At 68.4% G+C, this 16,786-nt stretch carries 16 protein-coding genes; 3 read left to right on the forward strand and 13 right to left on the reverse strand.

The genetic code is table 11. The features are described 5' to 3' along the window. Positions 1-281: 281 nt before the first annotated feature. A complete protein-coding gene (locus VFS34_13315; protein HET9795426.1) occupies positions 282-1,205 on the reverse strand; it encodes a cysteine synthase family protein in 924 nt (307 codons plus the stop codon). A gap of 29 nt (positions 1,206-1,234) precedes the next feature. After that, complete coding sequence (locus VFS34_13320) at positions 1,235-2,176, reverse strand: hypothetical protein (GenBank protein ID HET9795427.1); 942 nt, start codon at positions 2,174-2,176, stop codon at positions 1,235-1,237. 74 nt (positions 2,177-2,250) lie between these two features. Between VFS34_13320 and moeB the strand changes: the two genes are divergently transcribed. From moeB to VFS34_13335, 3 genes are read left to right on the forward strand one after another with little or no spacing between them, the layout of a single operon-like run. After that, a complete protein-coding gene (gene moeB, locus VFS34_13325) occupies positions 2,251-3,444 on the forward strand; it encodes a molybdopterin-synthase adenylyltransferase MoeB (GenBank protein ID HET9795428.1) in 1,194 nt (397 codons plus the stop codon). A gap of 55 nt (positions 3,445-3,499) precedes the next feature. Continuing rightward, positions 3,500-4,678: an exo-alpha-sialidase gene (locus VFS34_13330; GenBank protein ID HET9795429.1), complete on the forward strand. Its 1,179-nt coding sequence runs from the start codon at positions 3,500-3,502 to the stop codon at positions 4,676-4,678. Further along, positions 4,675-4,977, forward strand: coding sequence for a MoaD/ThiS family protein (locus tag VFS34_13335; protein ID HET9795430.1), 303 nt, complete (start codon positions 4,675-4,677; stop codon positions 4,975-4,977). The genes VFS34_13330 and VFS34_13335 overlap by 4 nt, the downstream gene beginning before the upstream one ends. Before the next feature lie 54 nt (positions 4,978-5,031). On the opposite strand, the gene VFS34_13340 is transcribed toward VFS34_13335, so the two are convergent. The 11 genes from VFS34_13340 to VFS34_13390 form a co-directional block, all read right to left on the reverse strand. Continuing rightward, positions 5,032-5,454, reverse strand: coding sequence for a hypothetical protein (locus VFS34_13340; GenBank protein ID HET9795431.1), 423 nt, complete (start codon positions 5,452-5,454; stop codon positions 5,032-5,034). A 94-nt stretch (positions 5,455-5,548) separates the two neighbouring features. Next, positions 5,549-6,901 carry a hypothetical protein gene (locus VFS34_13345; GenBank protein ID HET9795432.1) on the reverse strand — a complete coding sequence of 451 codons (1,353 nt, stop codon included), beginning with the start codon at positions 6,899-6,901 and terminating at the stop codon, positions 5,549-5,551. A 51-nt stretch (positions 6,902-6,952) separates the two neighbouring features. Next, a complete protein-coding gene (locus VFS34_13350; GenBank protein ID HET9795433.1) occupies positions 6,953-9,787 on the reverse strand; it encodes a pitrilysin family protein in 2,835 nt (944 codons plus the stop codon). 145 nt (positions 9,788-9,932) lie between these two features. Beyond that, positions 9,933-10,265, reverse strand: a complete 333-nt coding sequence (locus tag VFS34_13355; protein HET9795434.1) for a cytochrome C oxidase subunit IV family protein — start codon at positions 10,263-10,265, stop codon at positions 9,933-9,935. A 199-nt stretch (positions 10,266-10,464) separates the two neighbouring features. After that, positions 10,465-11,142, reverse strand: coding sequence for a cytochrome c oxidase subunit 3 family protein (locus VFS34_13360; GenBank protein ID HET9795435.1), 678 nt, complete (start codon positions 11,140-11,142; stop codon positions 10,465-10,467). After that, positions 11,135-12,754, reverse strand: coding sequence for a cytochrome c oxidase subunit I (gene ctaD, locus VFS34_13365; GenBank protein HET9795436.1), 1,620 nt, complete (start codon positions 12,752-12,754; stop codon positions 11,135-11,137). The genes VFS34_13360 and ctaD overlap by 8 nt, the downstream gene beginning before the upstream one ends. Continuing rightward, a complete protein-coding gene (coxB, locus tag VFS34_13370; protein HET9795437.1) occupies positions 12,751-13,695 on the reverse strand; it encodes a cytochrome c oxidase subunit II in 945 nt (314 codons plus the stop codon). Before coxB ends, ctaD begins: the two co-directional genes overlap by 4 nt. Continuing rightward, the gene (locus VFS34_13375) at positions 13,695-14,516 is read right to left on the reverse strand and encodes an SCO family protein (protein ID HET9795438.1); all 822 of its coding nucleotides are present in this window, start codon (positions 14,514-14,516) and stop codon (positions 13,695-13,697) included. Before VFS34_13375 ends, coxB begins: the two co-directional genes overlap by 1 nt. After that, on the reverse strand, positions 14,513-14,941 hold the full coding sequence (locus VFS34_13380; GenBank protein HET9795439.1) for a hypothetical protein: 429 nt from the start codon (positions 14,939-14,941) through the stop codon (positions 14,513-14,515). Before VFS34_13380 ends, VFS34_13375 begins: the two co-directional genes overlap by 4 nt. Beyond that, a complete protein-coding gene (locus VFS34_13385) occupies positions 14,934-16,100 on the reverse strand; it encodes a hypothetical protein (protein ID HET9795440.1) in 1,167 nt (388 codons plus the stop codon). The genes VFS34_13380 and VFS34_13385 overlap by 8 nt, the downstream gene beginning before the upstream one ends. Further along, positions 16,097-16,696 carry a cytochrome c gene (locus tag VFS34_13390; protein ID HET9795441.1) on the reverse strand — a complete coding sequence of 200 codons (600 nt, stop codon included), beginning with the start codon at positions 16,694-16,696 and terminating at the stop codon, positions 16,097-16,099. Before VFS34_13390 ends, VFS34_13385 begins: the two co-directional genes overlap by 4 nt. Between the last annotated feature and the right edge of the window lie 90 nt (positions 16,697-16,786).

A 16,786-nucleotide genomic window follows, 5' to 3' on the forward strand; every position in this document is an offset into this window, starting at 1 on the left:
GGAGTACAGCTCGTCGCGGAAGTATCCGTAATTCCGCACGCTCGTGAAGACGTGGAGGAGAAGCTTCGTTCCGCACAACGCGGCGAGGGCGGAAAGGGCGATCGGCGGAAGCGAGCTCGGATGGCGGGCCGGCGCCGCCCCCCGGAACTCGCGCCCGGCTTCGTCCCCGGTCATCGTCGCGGTCGAAGGACGCGGGCCCCGCGAGTTGCCGGAGCCCTCGCAGGGATCGGATCTCCCGTCACAGCCACCGAAGCCTCACGTGAACGTCCACGGCCGATCCGTCAACTTCGCCGATAGACGTCCGTGCTCACGTATTTGAGCCCGCTGTCCACCATCAGCGTGACGACCCTCGCGTCCGGCCCGAGGCGCTCCGCCACCTGGAGCGCCGCGACGGCGTTGGCGCCGGAGGACGTCCCGGCAAAGAGCGCCTCTTCCCGCGCGAGACGCCGCGCCATCGCCTTCGCGTCGGCGGTGGGAACCGAGACGATCTCGTCGACGAGAGACGGTTCCCAGAGCGGCGGCGTGTAGCCGATTCCGATTCCCTCGATCTTGTGCGGCCCCGGCGAGCCGCCGGAGAGCACGGCCGACTCCCCCGGCTCGACCGCGACGATCCGCACGCGGGGATCGCGTCCCTTCAGCGCCTCGGCGACGCCGCGCAGGGATGCGGCCGTTCCCACGCTGTGCACGAACGCGTCGATTCTCCCCTCCATCCCGCTCCAGATCTCCTCGGCGAGCGGATGGTAGCCGGCGATCGCATCGCGGTTGTTCAGCTGGTCCGTCCAGAACGTGTGAGGGTCGCGGCTCAATGCGCGGGCGGTCTCGATCATCTCGAGGATCAGCTTCTTCGTCGTCAGGCCTCCCTCGCTCGGAACGAGCGTCAGCTCCGCTCCGAGCGCCGCCATGTGGTCCCGCTTTTCCCGGCTGAACGCGTCCGACGTCACGATGCGGAGCGGGTAGCCCTTCGCGGCGCAGACGAACGCGAGCGACGCTCCCGTGCTCCCGCCGGTGTACTCGAGCACCGTCCCGCCCGGCTTCAGCCGCCCGTCCACTTCGGCCCGCGAGATCACCGCGATCGCCATGCGGTCCTTCATGCTGCCCGTCGGGTTTTCCCACTCGAGCTTCGCGAAGACGCCGCCGGAGCCCCGCGGGACGATCCCCCGGAACCGGACCATCGTCGTGTTGCCGATCGCGTCGAGAATGTCCATGAGTCGATTCTCCTTCCCGCGGGAGGAGTCTACCGGTGAACGAACGCGTCGACTCCGGCGGAAGCCAGGGATTCGCGAACGTCGCCTTTCCAGAAGTCCTCCGCCCCCGCGTGTCCGCGCAACGCCGCGTCGAAGTGCGCGAGCGCGAGGCCGCGGGCGAAGAGATGCGCCTGCTCGGCGCTCTGGAGCTCTCCGATCGGGCGCATCTCCTTCTGGATGGCGGAGATCTCCGCCGGAGCGGGCATGGTCCGGAAGCGCTCGTGCCACTCCTCGACGTCGTCGAGGAAGTGCAGGTGATCGGCGCGGCGCAGGACGACCATGCGACGGGTCGCGGGGGTTCGTCCGAAGAGCTCGACGATTCCGGAAAGCAGCGTGGACGTGTCGTTTTCGGCGGCGAGGTAGAGCGTGGGAACGTCGCGTCCCCAGGCGAACGCGAGCGTCGCCGGCAGGATTCCCGGCCGCGGACGGGACGCCCCCGCGGGAGCGATCGCCACGGCCGCGCGGATCCGCGGATCCGCGTCCGTCGCGGCGAGCACCGACCACCCGCCGAAACTGTGCCCGATCGCCCCCACCCGCTTCGCGTCGAGCTCGACGGGCGAGGCGCCTCCGAGCAGGTGGTCGACGAGAAATCGCAGATCCGGAACGCGGCTGTCGATCACCGCCCGCCACCGTCGCGCCCTCCCGTCGTCGGTCTCGGTCGCCGGCCTCGCGAGCTCGGGGGCGACGAGCTCGGAGTGGTCCATCGCGGCGACGGCGTAGCCGTGGCTCGCCAGATGCGCGCAGAGAAACGTGGCGCTCTTCCTTCCCTGCGCCGCCGCGTGGGAGAAGACGATCAGCGGGAGCGGCCCGGGAACCCCGGCCGGAAGCCAGACATCGACGGAAAAGTCGCGCCGGCGCGCCGTGTCGCGGGCGTTCCGGGCAAGAGGGGCGGCCGCGAAGGGACCCGGCGGGAACGGATCGTAGAGGGCCACGGACGCAAGCGTACTCGCCCGGGACGCCGGCCGGGACGCCGGAGCGGTTTTCTCCCCTGCTAGAGTAAACGCCGATGCCGGATTCTTTCGACGCGGACGGGCTTTCCGGCGGGCTCCGCGCCCGGTCTGCCGAACTCACCCGCGAGGAGCTGCGACGCTACGCTCGTCACCTCATCCTGCCCGAGGTCGGCCCCGAGGGGCAGGAGCGGCTGAAGGCGTCGCGGGTCCTCTGCGTCGGAGCGGGCGGCCTGGGATCGCCGCTTCTCCTCTATCTCGCCGCCGCGGGAGTCGGAACGCTCGGCGTCGTCGACTTCGACGTCGTCGACGAGAGCAATCTCCAGCGACAGATCCTCCATGGATCCGGAGACGTCGGGAGGTCGAAGCTCGCATCGGCCGCCGCGCGGGTCGCCGACGTGAATCCGAACGTCCGCGTCGTCCCGTACGAGGCCCGGCTCTCGTCGGAAAACGCCCTCGACATCCTGCGCGATTTCGACGTGATCGCCGACGGAACCGACAACTTTCCGACGCGCTATCTGGTCAACGACGCCTGCGTCCTCCTCGGCAAGCCGAACGTGTACGCGTCGATCTTCCGCTTCGACGGGCAGGCGTCGGTGTTCTGGGCGAAGGAAGGGCCGTGCTATCGCTGCCTCTATCCCGAACCTCCTCCGCCCGGCGCGGTGCCCTCGTGCGCGGAGGGGGGAGTTCTCGGAGTTCTCCCGGGCCTGCTCGGCACGATCCAGGCGACCGAGACGCTGAAGCTCCTGCTCGGCGCCGGATCGCCGCTCGTCGGCCGGCTCCTTCTCGTCGACGCGCTCGGGATGCGTTTCCGGGAGGTCAGACTTCGCAAGGACCCGCAGTGCGCCGTCTGCGGGCCGAACCCGACCGTCACGCGCCTGATCGATTACGAGGACTTCTGCGGCGTCGCGCCCGTCCCGTCCGCGGAGGACGAGGACAGATCGATCACGCCGGCGAACCTGAAGCGGGAGATCGAGGGCGGAGCGGCGCCGGTGCTTCTCGACGTCCGCGAGCCGCGGGAGACGCGGATATTCGCGCTCCCCGGGGCCGTCGAAATTCCGCTGGGAACGCTTCCGCAGCAAGCGTACCGCCTCGATCGGGAGGGCGAGATCGTCGTCTACTGCAAGACGGGGATTCGGAGCGCGCGCGCGGTGCAGTTCCTGCTCGAATCGGGGTTTCGCCGCGTGCGGAACCTCGAGGGAGGGATCGACCGGTGGATCCGGGAAGTCGACCCCTCGGCGCCCCGCTATTGAGCTCCGCACTCCGGTAGAATCTCCGCATGTTGCAGAACGCTCGAAAGGATCGACGATGAGCCGAGTCCGCGTCCTGGTCGGCACCCGAAAAGGCGCCTTCATCCTCACTTCGGACGGAAAGCGCGACCGCTGGGACGTCGCCGGCCCGTTCTTCGCCGGCTGGGAGATCTACCACCTGAAGGGATCGCCCGCCGACCCGGACCGGATCTACGCGTCGCAGACCAGCGGCTGGTTCGGTCAGGTCATCCAGCGCTCGAGCGACGGCGGCAGGAGCTGGGAGACGCCGGGAGGCGGCGTCACGAAGAGTCCCGAGGGCATGCCGATGGGCGAGAGCAACCGGTTCGTCTACGACACCTCTCCGGAAACGGGGAAGCCGCTGACGACCCACCAGCACTATGACGGCACGCAGCGCCCCTGGGAGTTCAAGCGCGTCTGGCATCTCGAGCCGTCGCTGGACGATCCGGACACGGTGTACGCGGGAGTCGAAGACGCGGCGATCTTCCGTTCGACCGACGGCGGGCACTCCTGGCAGGAGCTCGCCGGGCTTCGCGGGCACGGCACCGGACCGCGGTGGCAGCCGGGGGCGGGAGGGATGTGCCTCCACACGATCCTCCTCGACCGCGCTCATCCCGGCCGGATCTTCACGGCGATCTCGGCCGCGGGAGCTTTTCGCAGCGACGACGGCGGGAACACGTGGAAGACGATCACGCGGGGACTGCGCTCGCAGTTCCTTCCCGATCCGGAGGCGGAGGTCGGCCACTGCGTCCATCGGATCGCGCAGCATCCGTCCCGGCCGAACGTCCTCTTCATGCAGAAGCACTGGGACGTGATGCGGTCCGACGACGCCGGCGATTCCTGGCGGGAAGTCAGCGGCAACCTTCCGACGGATTTCGGGTTCGTCGTCGACGTCCACACGCACGAGCCGGAGACGGTCTACGTCGTTCCGATCAAGAGCGACTCCGAGCACTTTCCGCTCGACGGCAAGCTTCGCGTCTACCGCAGCCGCGCCGGCGGGAACGAATGGGAGGCGCTCGCCAAAGGCCTTCCGGAGAAGGACTGCTACGTCAACGTGCTGCGCGACGCGATGTGCGTCGATTCGCTCGAGCCGTGCGGCGTCTACTTCGGAACGACCGGCGGGCAGGTCTACGGATCGTCCGATTCCGGCGACTCGTGGGCCCCGATCGTCCGCGATCTTCCGCCCGTGCTCTCGGTCGAGGTCCAGTCGCTGCCGTGACGGCCGTCCGGGTCTCGCTCCCTCCCCACCTGCGGGACCTCGCCGGGGTCGGCGCCGAAGTGTCCGTCGAGGTCGCGGGCGAGGCGACGCCGCGCGCCGTGCTCGACGCCCTCGAAGCCCGCTACCCCGCTCTCCGTGGAACGATCCGCGACCATGGGACGCACGCGCGGCGGCCTTTCGTGAGGTTCTTCGCATGCGGCGAGGATCTCTCGCACGATCCGCCCGACACCCCCCTTCCGCGCGCCGTCAGCGACGGCGCCGAGCCGTTCCTGGTCGTGGGAGCGATCGCCGGAGGATGAGAGGCGCATCGGCGCTCGCTGCGCCGATGGACGATGGCTTTCAGCGCGCCCTTCTCACGGCCGGCGGGCCTGCGCGGAGCCGCTCATCGCCGCGGCGATCGAGGCGCCGACGAAACCGACGACGAACGCCATCGCGACTTCGAGGAAGAAGAGATTGTGGCTCTCCGGATCGCGGAACGTGTCGAAGATCACCCGCGCCATCACCGAAGTGACGAACCCGAGGCCCGCCACGCCGGCGATCTTCGGCCAGGGCAGCGGAGTCCAGCGGGTGATCGCCAGTCCGCCGATCACGGCGTCGCCGACCCACAACAGGGGAAAGATCCCTTCGAGGATCTTCATTGTCGAATACGGAACCGGCCAGTACAGCACTCCGCAGGCGACGATCGACAGGCCCATGGCGGAGAGGGTCCGAGCTCGCTCATGACGAAGCAGGGGAATCAGGAGGAAGAGGTAAGCGGCTCCCACGATGAGGATCATCGTCTCCCCCTTCGGATCTCTCCTTCCGGGTCCGGAAATCGTAACGCACCGGGCGAGTCGAGTCGCCCGTCACCCGGCCAGCCCGCCGCGATGGTCAGCGCGGCGGATTCGCGCCGACGTCGAGCGAGAGGACGTAGAGCAGGTCGATGGGCCGCCCGGCGACCGTCGCCGGAGCGAAACGCCAGGAACAGACCGCGTCGAGCGCATCGAGGTCGAGTCCGCGCATCCCGTCGCGGCCGCCGAACAGGAGCGGTTCGCGCAGGGCTCCCTGGGCGTCGACGACCGCCTCGATGAAGACGCGTTCCTCGCCGTAGGACGCCGGCGCGAAACGCTCGCGGGGAACGCGCCTCGATTCGGGCAGAACGCGGGGCCGCTCGATCCGCTCGCCCAGATCCTCCATCGGCTTCGAGCGCACTTCGCCGTAGCGGTGAGGATCGAGACGCTTCCCCGCTTCGCCGATGGGCGCGAGGTCCGCGTCGTAGAACGCCGGATCCTCCCCCTGGGCCGCCTCCCAGAGGCACGTCGCCCGCCGCCGGTCTTCGGGACCGTCGTGCGCCGCGAGGGCGAGAGCGCGCAGGGCCATCAGCGTCACCGTGAGAGGCCGCGAAGGCGAGCCGGCGTCGAGCTGCCCGTTCCACTGCCGATCGAGGATCCCTTCCGCCGCCGGAAACTCCCCCGCTTCGAGGCGGGACAGAGCTTCACCGACGCCGTTGGACGCGAGCTCGCGCAGGGGGCGTCGGGCCGGGGGATTTATCGCCTCGACGTACATCGCCGCGACCGGAATCCCTTTCCGGCGGGCCGGTTCGAAGGTCCAGCCTCGGGCCGCCTTCAGCACCTCGAAACTGAAACAGACGGAAGGGCCGGAGATCGTCGGCTGCGTCAGGCGGCCCCGGCGGTCGATCACCGCCTGGACGCGGGCCCACAGCGGTCCGCGCGAGGCCGTGCATCCGCCGTTCCCCCGCGGCACCTCGCCGCCCGTCCGCCGCGCGGGAACCAGGCCGGGTCGCGGACCCACACTCTCGACGCCGGGAGGCACCTCGTCCCCGGCGCGCGCCGGCTCACGCCGGAGCTTCTCCCCGGCGGCTCCGAAAGCCCGAAAGAACGGCGTCCCCAGCGACGCGCCGCCCATGGCCTGCAGCGCCTCCCAATGCCAGCGGGCCTCCTCGTCCTCTCCGAGCTTCGCCTCGAGGAACGCCAGACGCACCAGAGCGCGCTGCAGAGCGCCATGCCAGGCGTTCTTCGAGCGATCGAGGAGCGCGGCGGAGGCGGCGCGCGCCGCCTCCCACTCTCCCCGCTGCATCTGCCCGTCGATCGCGGCAAGCGCCGCGTCCTGGGCCTGCGCGTCGTGGAGAGCGGGAATGTCCACCGGCGGCCGCGTGTCGGCCAGCGCGAAACCTCCGGCGAGCATCGCCAGGAGCAGAAAGCCGCGCTCCGCGGAACGTCTCATCCGGGAGCGATCTCGCATCCGGAATCCGCCGCCAAGTTCGCCGCCGCGCTCCTACTTCGACGGCGGAGGCGGAGAAGGCCCTCCCGGTTTCTTCTCGTACTTCGACGCGTTCGCGAAGTCGCCGGCCCGGACGTACGTGATCTTCGAGGGGTCGAGATGGCGCTTCAACGCCGCGAGGATCTCCGCCGGCGTCAACGCCGCGATCTTCGCGTCGAGTTTCGCGTCGTATTCCATCGTCCGGTGGAGGAAGAGGTAGCCGGAGAGCCGCCGGGCGAGCTCCGGATCCTGCGCGCGGCTGACCTGGCGCGCCTGGAGATAGCCGGAACGCGCGTCCTTGACCTCCTCGGCCGTGAAGCCGTCCTTCATGAGCCGCTGCATCTCCTCTTCGACCGCGGCGCGGAGCTTCGCCGCGTTCTGCGGCGCGTAGATCGCGTACTCCAGGAACGAGCCCGATTCGTCGAGGGCGGAAGCGGTCAGCGACGAGCCGACGCCGTACGAGAGCCCCTCCTTCTGCCGGATGCGCGTGGCGAGGCGCGAGTTCAGGAAGCCGCCGCCGAAGATGTAGTTGCCCAGAAGGAGCGCCGGGTAGTCCGGATCGTCGTCGCGGACGCGCAGGTTCTCGCCGGCGACGAAGAACGCGTTGGCCTTGTCGGGAGTCTCGAAGGACTTGTCCTCCGGGGCGATGTCCTGGAAGGGATGCGGAACGCGCTCGAACGGCTCGGTGCTCGTCCAGCTCCCGAGGCCTTCCTCGAGGACCGGCATCACCGCGGCCGGATCGAAGTCGCCGACGATCGCGATCTGCGCGTGCGAGGCTCCGTAGAAGCGGTCGTAGAACTTCTTCGCGTCGTCGAGCTTGATCGCCTGGACGTCCGCCTTCTCTTCCTGGGGCGTTTCCACGTACCGGACGTCTCCCTTCGGGAAGTCGCTCAGGTGCCGCTCGAAGTTGTTGAACGCGATCGCCTGCGGATCGCTCATCTGCTGCTCGATGTCGGCGAGCGACTCTTCGCGGAGGAGCTCGAATTCCTTCTCCGGGAAAGCCGGCTCGCGCAGGACTTCGACCACGAGCTTCAGGAGCGCGGGCAGGTTCGCCCGGGTCGTTTCGATCCCGATCGTTGCCTGCGTCGCCCCCCCGCCGATCGAGACGCGGGCCTTCAACTTGTCGAACGCGTCCTGGATCTCCTGCCGCGTGTGCTTCTTCGATCCGCGGAGGAGCATGCTGCCTGCGAAAGACGCGGCCGTGTCGAGCCCCTTGAGCGATTCGACGGTGCCGAATCGAAGGACGCCGGAGAGGAACACCGTTTCGCCTCGCGTCTTCTTCGGAAGGAGCGCGACCTCCGCCCCGTTTCCGAGCTTCTTCCGCGTGAGGCGCTTCTCGATGTTCGCCGGGGCGGGGTCGAACGCTTCGCCCGCCGCGATGGCCTGGTCTCCCTTGTATCCGGCGAGCTCCGCTTCGACGTCGGGGGTCGCGGGGATCTCCGCCCGGTCGGGCTTCGGCGTCGGGTAGAACGCGCCGACCGTCCGGTTCGAGGGCTTCAGATACTCGGCCGCGACGCGCTGGACGTCCGCGAGCGTCGCCTTGCGAACCTGGTCGCGGTGCAGGAAGAAGAGGCGCCAGTCGCCCATCCCGATCCACTCGGAGAGCTCGATGCCGACCCGCGAGGTGACGTTCAGCGTCAGGTCGATGTCCTTGAGGAGCTGCGTCCGGGCGCGCTCGAGCTCCTCCGCCGTGAACGGCGCCGAGGCGAGCCCGTCCAGCGTGGCGAGCATCGTCTTGCGCGCCACGTCGAGCGGCTTCTCCGGCGGAACTTCCGCGTCGAAGATCACGAAGCCCGGATCGTGGAGCGGCTGGAGATAGCCGCCGATCGAGGACGCCTGGTGCGTCTCGACCATCGACTTGTGGAGCCGCCCGGCGGGAGTGTCCGCGAGGATCTGGACGAGGAGATCGATCGGGGCGGCGTCGGGATGCGATCCGGCGGGGACGTGGTAAGCGACGGCGAGCTCCTGCACGTCGCCCACCCGCCGCAGATCGACGTCGCGCTCGCCGTCCTGCGTGGGCTCCTGGGTGTAGAAGGTCGGCAGCACGCGCGCCGGCTTCGGAATCTTCCCGAAGTCCTCCTGGATCCACGCGAGCGTCTTTTCCGGATCGAAGCGGCCCGCGACGAGGAGGGTCGCGTTGTCGGGCTGGTAATACATCCGGTAGAAGGCCTGCAGGTGCGGGATCGGGACGTTCTCGATGTCGGAGCGCGCGCCGATCGTCGAGTGGCCGTAGTTGTGCCAGAGGTACGCCGTCGAGAGCACGCGCTCCTCGAGGATGCGCGCCGGCTCGTTCTCTCCCGACTCGAATTCGTTCCGGACGACCGTCATCTCGCTCGCGAGGTCCTTCTGCGAGATGAACGAATGGATCATGCGGTCGGCCTCGAGCTCGAGCGCCCACTTCACGTTCGCGTCGGAGGCGTCGAACGTCTCGAAATAGTTCGTGCGGTCGAACCAGGTGCTCGCGTTGTTCCGGGCGCCGTGGGAGGTCATCTCGCCGTAGATGTTCTTGTGCTCGGGGGTTCCCTTGAACATCAGGTGCTCGAGAAGGTGCGCCATCCCGGTCTCGCCGTACTCCTCGTTCCGGGATCCGACGCGGTACGTCACGTTGACCGTCGCCGTCGGTTTCGTCGGGTCGGGGAAGAGGAGGACCTGGAGACCGTTCGGAAGCCGGTACTCCGTGATTCCTTCGACGGAAGTGACCGGGACGAGCCTCGCGGGGGGGGCGACCTTCCTTCCCGCGGCCGCCGGCTTCGCCGACTTCGCGGCCGGCTTCGCGGCGGGAGGGGGGGCGGCCACGGCGGCGAACGCCGTGAACAGAACGACGGCGAGGAAAGGGAGTCTCGATTTCATGAACGGCACCTCATCGGTTTCAGTACGAACCCGGATCGTAAGGGTTTTGTTCCCAGGGCAATAATCGCGAGTCGAAAGTCGCGAGTCGGAAGTCATGGGTCATGGATCGACCTGGAACGCGGCTCGCGGACACGCGACCCGCAGACTACATCCCCGGAAGTACGTGCGCTCTCGTCAGGAAGTCGTCGAGCGTGCCGCCCAGGAGCAGCGCCAACCACATGATGCCCGCCGCCGCGACGACCCACGTCAGCCGGCTGCTCCAGCGGACCTCCATGAAGAACAGCACGACGAGGATCGCCTTCGTGAACGCGATCGCGAGCGCGACGACGATGTTGAAGGGTCCGAGGTCGATCTGGGCCGCGGCGTACGTCGCGACGAGAAGGATCATGAGCGCCGCCGCGACCGCGAAGTAGACCTTGCGCGGGACGACGTGGACGTCGTGCGCCGTCACCGTCGTCGTGGTTTCAGGGTCTTTCATGGCGCACTCCGGTCTCGAGCCGCGAGTCGCGGGTGGCGAGTCGGGGGCCTCACGGCCGTCGCGGGTCGCCGAGTGGAAAGTCGCCCCTTCGACTCGAGACCCGCGGCCTCGTCGCTCGGAACCCATGACTCGCGACTCGCAACGCGCCGACTGGCCGCGAAGCGGCCCCCACTCGCCGCGAAGCCGCGCCTCACGGCCCTCATTTCCTCGCCCCGATCAGGTACAGCAGCGGGTAGAGGAAGATCCACACGATGTCGACGAAGTGCCAGTACAGGCCGCCGACCACGACCGGCGCGTGGTACTCGGGTCCGTACCTCCCCTGCCGCGCGGTGATCAGCAGAAACGTCATGAGCCCGAGACCGATCACCATGTGCAGGGCATGCATCCCGGTCATGGCGAAATAGAACGAGAAGAAGATCTGGGAATGCACGGGGTCCGGGCCCCCGAACGAGAAGTGCGGCCCCGGGACGTGATGCTCCCGGAATTCCGCGGTCCATTCGATCGCCTTGAAACCGAGGAAGATCAGGCCGAAGAGCATCGTGACCGAAAGGTAGGCGACGAGCGGCTTCTTCCGCCCGGTCTGAGACGCGTGGACGGCGAGCGCCATCGTCAGGCTCGAGAGGATCAGGACGGCGGTGTTGATGCTCCCGATCTGGAGATTCATCGCGTGGCTTCCGGCCCGGAACGCGTTCGGGTAGAGGCTTCGGTAGACGGTGTAGCCGGCGAACATTCCGCCGAAGAAGAGGATCTCGGTGACGAGGAACGTCCACATGCCGAGGAGGCCCGCCTCGTGCTGCTGCGCGGCGTCGTCGAACTGGTGCGCGACCGCGTGGGCCCGGGGGGCAGGGGCCTCGCCGGCCATCGAGCGATCAGACATGCGTCGCTCCCGGCGCGGCGTAGGCGTACGCCTCCTCCGTGACGATCGGCGTCTCCAGGAAGTTCTCGGTCGGCGGCGGAGAGGTCGTTTCCCACTCGAGGCCTTTCGCGGCCCACGGATTCGCGCTCGCCTTGGGGCCGTACCGCATCGACCAGGTGAGATAGACGAGCGGGAGCAGATACCCGATGCCGAGGATCGAGGCGCCCGCCGTCGACATCACGTTCAGCACCTGGAACTCGGGCGGATAGGCGTGGTAGCGCCGCGGCATCCCGAGGTATCCGAGGATGAACTGCGGGAAGAACGTCAGGTTGAAGCCGAGGAAGACGACGACCGCCGCGACCCTTCCCCACCACTCCGGATACATGCGGCCGGAGATCTTCGGCCACCAGAAGTGGATGCCGCCGAGGTAGCCCATCACGGCGCCGCCGACCATGATGTAGTGGAAGTGCGCGATGATGAAGTAGGTGTCGTGCACGTGCACGTCGACGCCGAGGGTCGCGAGGAAGAGTCCCGTCAGGCCGCCGATCGTGAACAGCCCGATGAACCCGAACGCGTAGAGCATCGGCGTCTGGTAGGAGACGGAGCCCTTGTAGAGCGTGGCGGTCCAGTTGAAGACCTTGATCGCCGACGGGATCGCGACGAGGAACGAGAGCCCGGAGAAGATCACCCCCGCCGCCACCGACTGGCCCGACACGAACATGTGGTGGCCCCACACGAGGAAGCCGAGGACCGCGATCGCCACGCTCGAGAACGCGATGAAGTTGTAGCCGAACGCGCGCTTCCTCGAGAAGCACGTGATGATCTCCGAGACGACGCCCATCGAGGGGAGGATCATGATGTACACGGCGGGGTGCGAGTAGAACCAGAAGAGGTGCTGGAAGAGCAGCGGGTCTCCGCCGATGTGCGGGTCGAAGATCCCGATCCGGAAGATGCGCTCGAGGCCCACCAGGACGAGCGAGATCGCGAGGACCGGGGTCCCCAGGATGAAGATCATGCTCGTCGCGTACATCGACCAGACGAAGAGCGGCAGCCGGAACCAGGAGAGTCCCGGCGCGCGCATCTTGTGGATCGTCACGATGAAGTTCAGTCCCGTCAGGATCGACGAGAATCCGGTGATGAAGACGCCGACGACCGTCAACACGACGTGCGTGTTCGAATACGTCGAGCTGTACGGCGTGTAGAACGTCCAGCCGGTGTCGACGCCTCCGGTGATCGCGGCGGTCAGCGTGAAGACGCCGCCCACGACGTAGACGTACCAGGAGAGGAGGTTCAGTCTCGGGAACGCGAGGTCGCGCGCCCCGACCATCAGGGGGATGAGGAAGTTCCCGAGCACGGCGGGGATCGACGGGATCAGGAAGAAGAACACCATGATCACGCCGTGCATCGTGAAGAGCTTGTTGTACGTCTGCGAAGTCACGAGGTCGCCCGCCGGAGTCAGGAGCTCGAGCCGGATGATCAGCGCGAAGATCCCGCCGAGGACGAAGAAGAGCGTGATCGAGGCGAGATACAGGAGCGCGATCCGCTTGTGATCCCGCGTCAGGAGCCACGACTTGATGCCGTAGCCGTCGTTCAGGTAGTCGGGGCGCTCCGGCTGCGCCAGCGCGACGCTCATCGGCGGTCTCCTTTCCCGGGGGGAAGCGATTTGAGATACGCGATCAGCTCGAGCACCTGGGATTCGGTGAGCTGTCCCTGGTACGCCGGCATCGTCGGCGGGTAGCCCGCGACGATCCGCGTGCGCGGCGCGAGGATCGACTCGCGGAGGTAGGCCTCGTCGGCTCGGATCGAGCCGCCGGCGGCGAGCGGAACGGTGGATCCGAACGAGCCGGCGAGGAGCGGCGCCTTTCCGGAGTCGGAATGGCACGTCGCGCAGTTGAGCTTCGCGAAGAGCCGGGCCCCGCTGTCCGCCATCGAGGGGGGCTGGGGCCCTTCCGAGAGCCATTTCTGGAAGTCCGCCGGCTCCATCACGACGACGTGCCCGACCATCGCGGAGTGGTTCGTCCCGCAGTACTGGGCGCAGAAGAGGTGGAAGTCGCCGGTCTTCGTCGCCTGGAACCATTCCGTCGTGTAGCGGCCCGGCAGCACGTCGCGCTTGATGCGGAACGCGGGGATCGAGAAGTCGTGGATCACGTCTTCCGACGTCATCAGGAGCCGGACCGGAACGCCGAGCGGCACGTGCAGCTCGTCGATCTCGCTCTTCCCCTCCGGGTGCTGCACCTTCCACATCCACTGCTTGCCGACGACGTAGATCGGCATCGAGTTCGCGGGCGGACGCGCTCCCGCGTAATAGATCCGAACGCCCGCCGTGAAGAGGCCGATGACGATCAGGAGCGGGATCGCCGTCCAGACGATCTCGAGCTTCAGCGACCCGTGGATCTCCGGCGGCCGTTCGTCCTCGGAGCGGCGCCGGTACTTGATCGCGAAGAAGAGGATGCAGAGGAAGATCAGCGTGGAGAAGAACGCCGTGATCGCGAGCAGCGTGAAGTAGAGGTTGTCGACCGAGCCGGCGAGCGTCGAGGCCCGCGGCGGGAAGAGCGGAAACTCGATCGCGAGCATCAAGGACGTTTCCTCCGGCGCTCGCGGCGGAACATGACCGCCATGAACACGCCGAGCGTTCCGACCGTCGCGATTCCGCCGAGGCGCACGACGCGCATCACGACGACCCCGTACTTCCCCGTCCCGGGATCGTAGTGCGAGCAGTAGAGCAGGACGCGGTCGACGGGAGACCCGATCCGGGCGTTCGAGGCCTCCATCATCGCGAGCTTGAGGTCCCGCGCCGAGTACTCGATCCCGTAGAAATACTTCGACAGCCGGCCGTCCGGCGTCGCGAGCATGATCCCCGCGGCGTGCGAAAACCCCTTCGTCTCCGGGTCCGGGACGTACCGGAAGCCGGCGGCGCGCGTCACGGCCGCGACCGATTCCGCCGGGCCGGTCAGGTAGTGCACTCCCGAATCCGCGGCGGGGCGCGCGTACTGCCGGAGGAAGTCGAGCCGCTTGGCCGACGCGATCTTCGGGAGGTCCGACGGATCGATGCTGATCGTCACGAGATCGAACTCGCGCCCCGCCGTGAAGGAGAGGACGCGAAGGGCCTTCAGCGTCCCCGACTCGACGTAGGAGCAGAGCATCGGACACTCGTAATACACGAAAGCGAGGAGCACGGGGCGGCGTCCGAAGAAGTCGCCGAGCCGGACGGCGCGGCCGGTCTCGTCGCGGAACGTCGCGTCGAGCGGGAGCTTCGCGCCGAGCTTCTGGTCGATCGAGACGTCCGCGAGCGCGCTCTGGGGCTGGGCGGCCGTCGCGCCCACGCTGGGCGCCGCCTGCCCGAAGAGGGCGGAGGCCGCCAGGAGCGCGAGGATTCCGGCGATCGCCCGCTTCACGGCTTCGCCTCCCCCGCCCCTTCCGCGACCGGGAGCCCGCTTTCGAGGAGGAGCTTCTTCGCGTCCTCGATCGGGATGTGGGCGATCCCCGAAGCCTCGTTGACCCATCCCGCGGATTTCAGGATCGCGTCCTCGTGGGCGTGAAAGGCGCGCATGTCCGCGGGCGGAGCGGCCTGGAGCCGCGGCTCCGGCGGCAGGCGCTCCTCGGCGAGCGGCGAGCGCTCCGCCGTGCCGGGCGCGGGACGCCGGTCCGCGAGCAGCAGCCCGAAGTGCGTCGCGACCGCGACGGCCACGACGACGAGGAAGAGCCCGACGCCGAACCACACGACCGCGCCGGCGTTGACGTCGGTCTCCTGGTGCGCGCGGAGTCCCTCGCGGGGCGGCGGCGCCGTCCGGGACGACGTGGGCACCGACCGCTCATCCATGGTGGGCCTCCATCGCGAGCTCCATCCGCGGATCGTGGATCGCGAGCAGCGGCCGCCGGTCGAGCTCCCACAGGAAGAACGCGGTCCAGATCCCCCCGATGCCGACCGGAGCGGCGAAGTCGAGGACGTGGAACGAGATTCCCGCGGGATGGAAGATCGGCTCGACGAGCCAGATCATGTCGATCACCCGCATCGCGAGGACCCACCCGGCGACCCGCGACAGGAAACGGATGTCCTCCTTGATCCGGCGCGAGAGGAGCAGCAGGAACGGCGCTCCGAAGTACGAGAGCAGGATGAAGAGCGACACGAACTTCCACGAGGTGTGGAGGCGCGGCAGGTACCAGGAGATCTCCTCCGGGAGGTTTCCCGACCAGACGATGATGAGCTGCGAGAAGGTCATGTATCCCCAGAGCATCAGGAACATGAACTGGAGGTTCCCGAGGTCGCGGAAGACGAACCGCGACGTCGCGCGCGAGAACGGTTCGGTGGAAGCGAGGTAGCGAACCGCGAGCAGGACGACGGCCATCGCCGAGAGCCCGTGCCCGACCATGAACGACATGCCGAAGATGGACGAGTACCAGTGCGGCTCGAGCGACATGAGCCAGTCGACCGACGCGAAGAACGTGGTCGCCGCGTAGAGGATGAGCCCGGGAGCCGAGATCCGCTGGAGCTTGATGCCGATCGCCGGATCGTCGGTGGCATCCTGCTCGGCCGACCAGCGGTTGAGGAGCGAGGCGAGCCCGATCCAGATCGCGAAGAGGATCGCCGCCCGGATCCAGAAGAACGGCAGGTTGAGATACGGCGCCTTCGCCATGAGGATCGGGTCCGCGCGGACGGCGTCCGGGCGCGCCCAGACGAAGAGCTCGCGCGCGCCGAACCCGATCGGGAGGAAGAGAACGGCCATCAGCGGGAGCGTCCGCGTCGCGGCCTCGAGGATCCGGCGGATCAGGAATCCCCAGCGCCCGCCGACCATGTGATACAGCATCAGGATCGCCAGGCATCCCACGGCGACCCCGAGCCACAGCAGCCAGCCGAGGAGATACGACCGGAAGAACTGCACGTGGTCGAAGATCGCCCCGATCACGCATACGACGACGCCCGCGATCCCGATGCCGAGCGGGACTCCCGCCGGCGGGCGGCGCACGGAATTCGCGCTCATCGCTTCGGCTCCGACGAGGCCGCGGCCGGCGCCTTCGCGGCGGCCTCCGCTGCCTTGGCGGCGTCCAGGTCCGCCGCGCTCGCGTGCTGCGAGAGCTGGAGCGCGCGGATGTAGGCGGCGATCGCCCAGCGGTCCTCCGGGGTCACGCGGCTGCGGTAGTCGTACATCACGCCGAAGCCGTTCGTCATCACGTCGAAGAAGTGGCCGGCGGGCGCCTGGCGGAGCCGGTCGCTGTGGAACGAGGGCGGAGCCTTGAACCCGCGCTGGACGATCATCCCGTCTCCGTATCCGGTGCGGCCGTGGCACGGCGAGCAGAAGATGTCGAAGCGCTCCTCGCCCCGATCGAGGACCTCTTTCGTGACCGGGAACGGAAACGCGTCCGCGACGACGCCGCCGACGCGGCCCGTGTAGAGGAGCTCGTTGCCGCGCAGATCGCCGCGGGCGACGGTGTCCTCCGGAACCGGCCGCGAGGCCCGCCCGTCGGCGAAAAAGGTGCTCGACTGGAGCGGGCGCACCTTCGGCTGGTCGAACATGTCCTGCCGGCAGGCGATGCCGGCGGCGGCGGCGAGTGCGGCGAGCGCGATCGAACGCCGCACCGCCGGTCCTCTCGGACGGCGCCCCACCGCGGGACTTTCCGGACGGCGCCCTACCACGGCACCTCCCAGACGTCGCGGGGGCCCAGCGAT

This window comes from Thermoanaerobaculia bacterium (assembly GCA_035717485.1).
Lineage (GTDB): Bacteria > Acidobacteriota > Thermoanaerobaculia > UBA5066 > DATFVB01 > DATFVB01.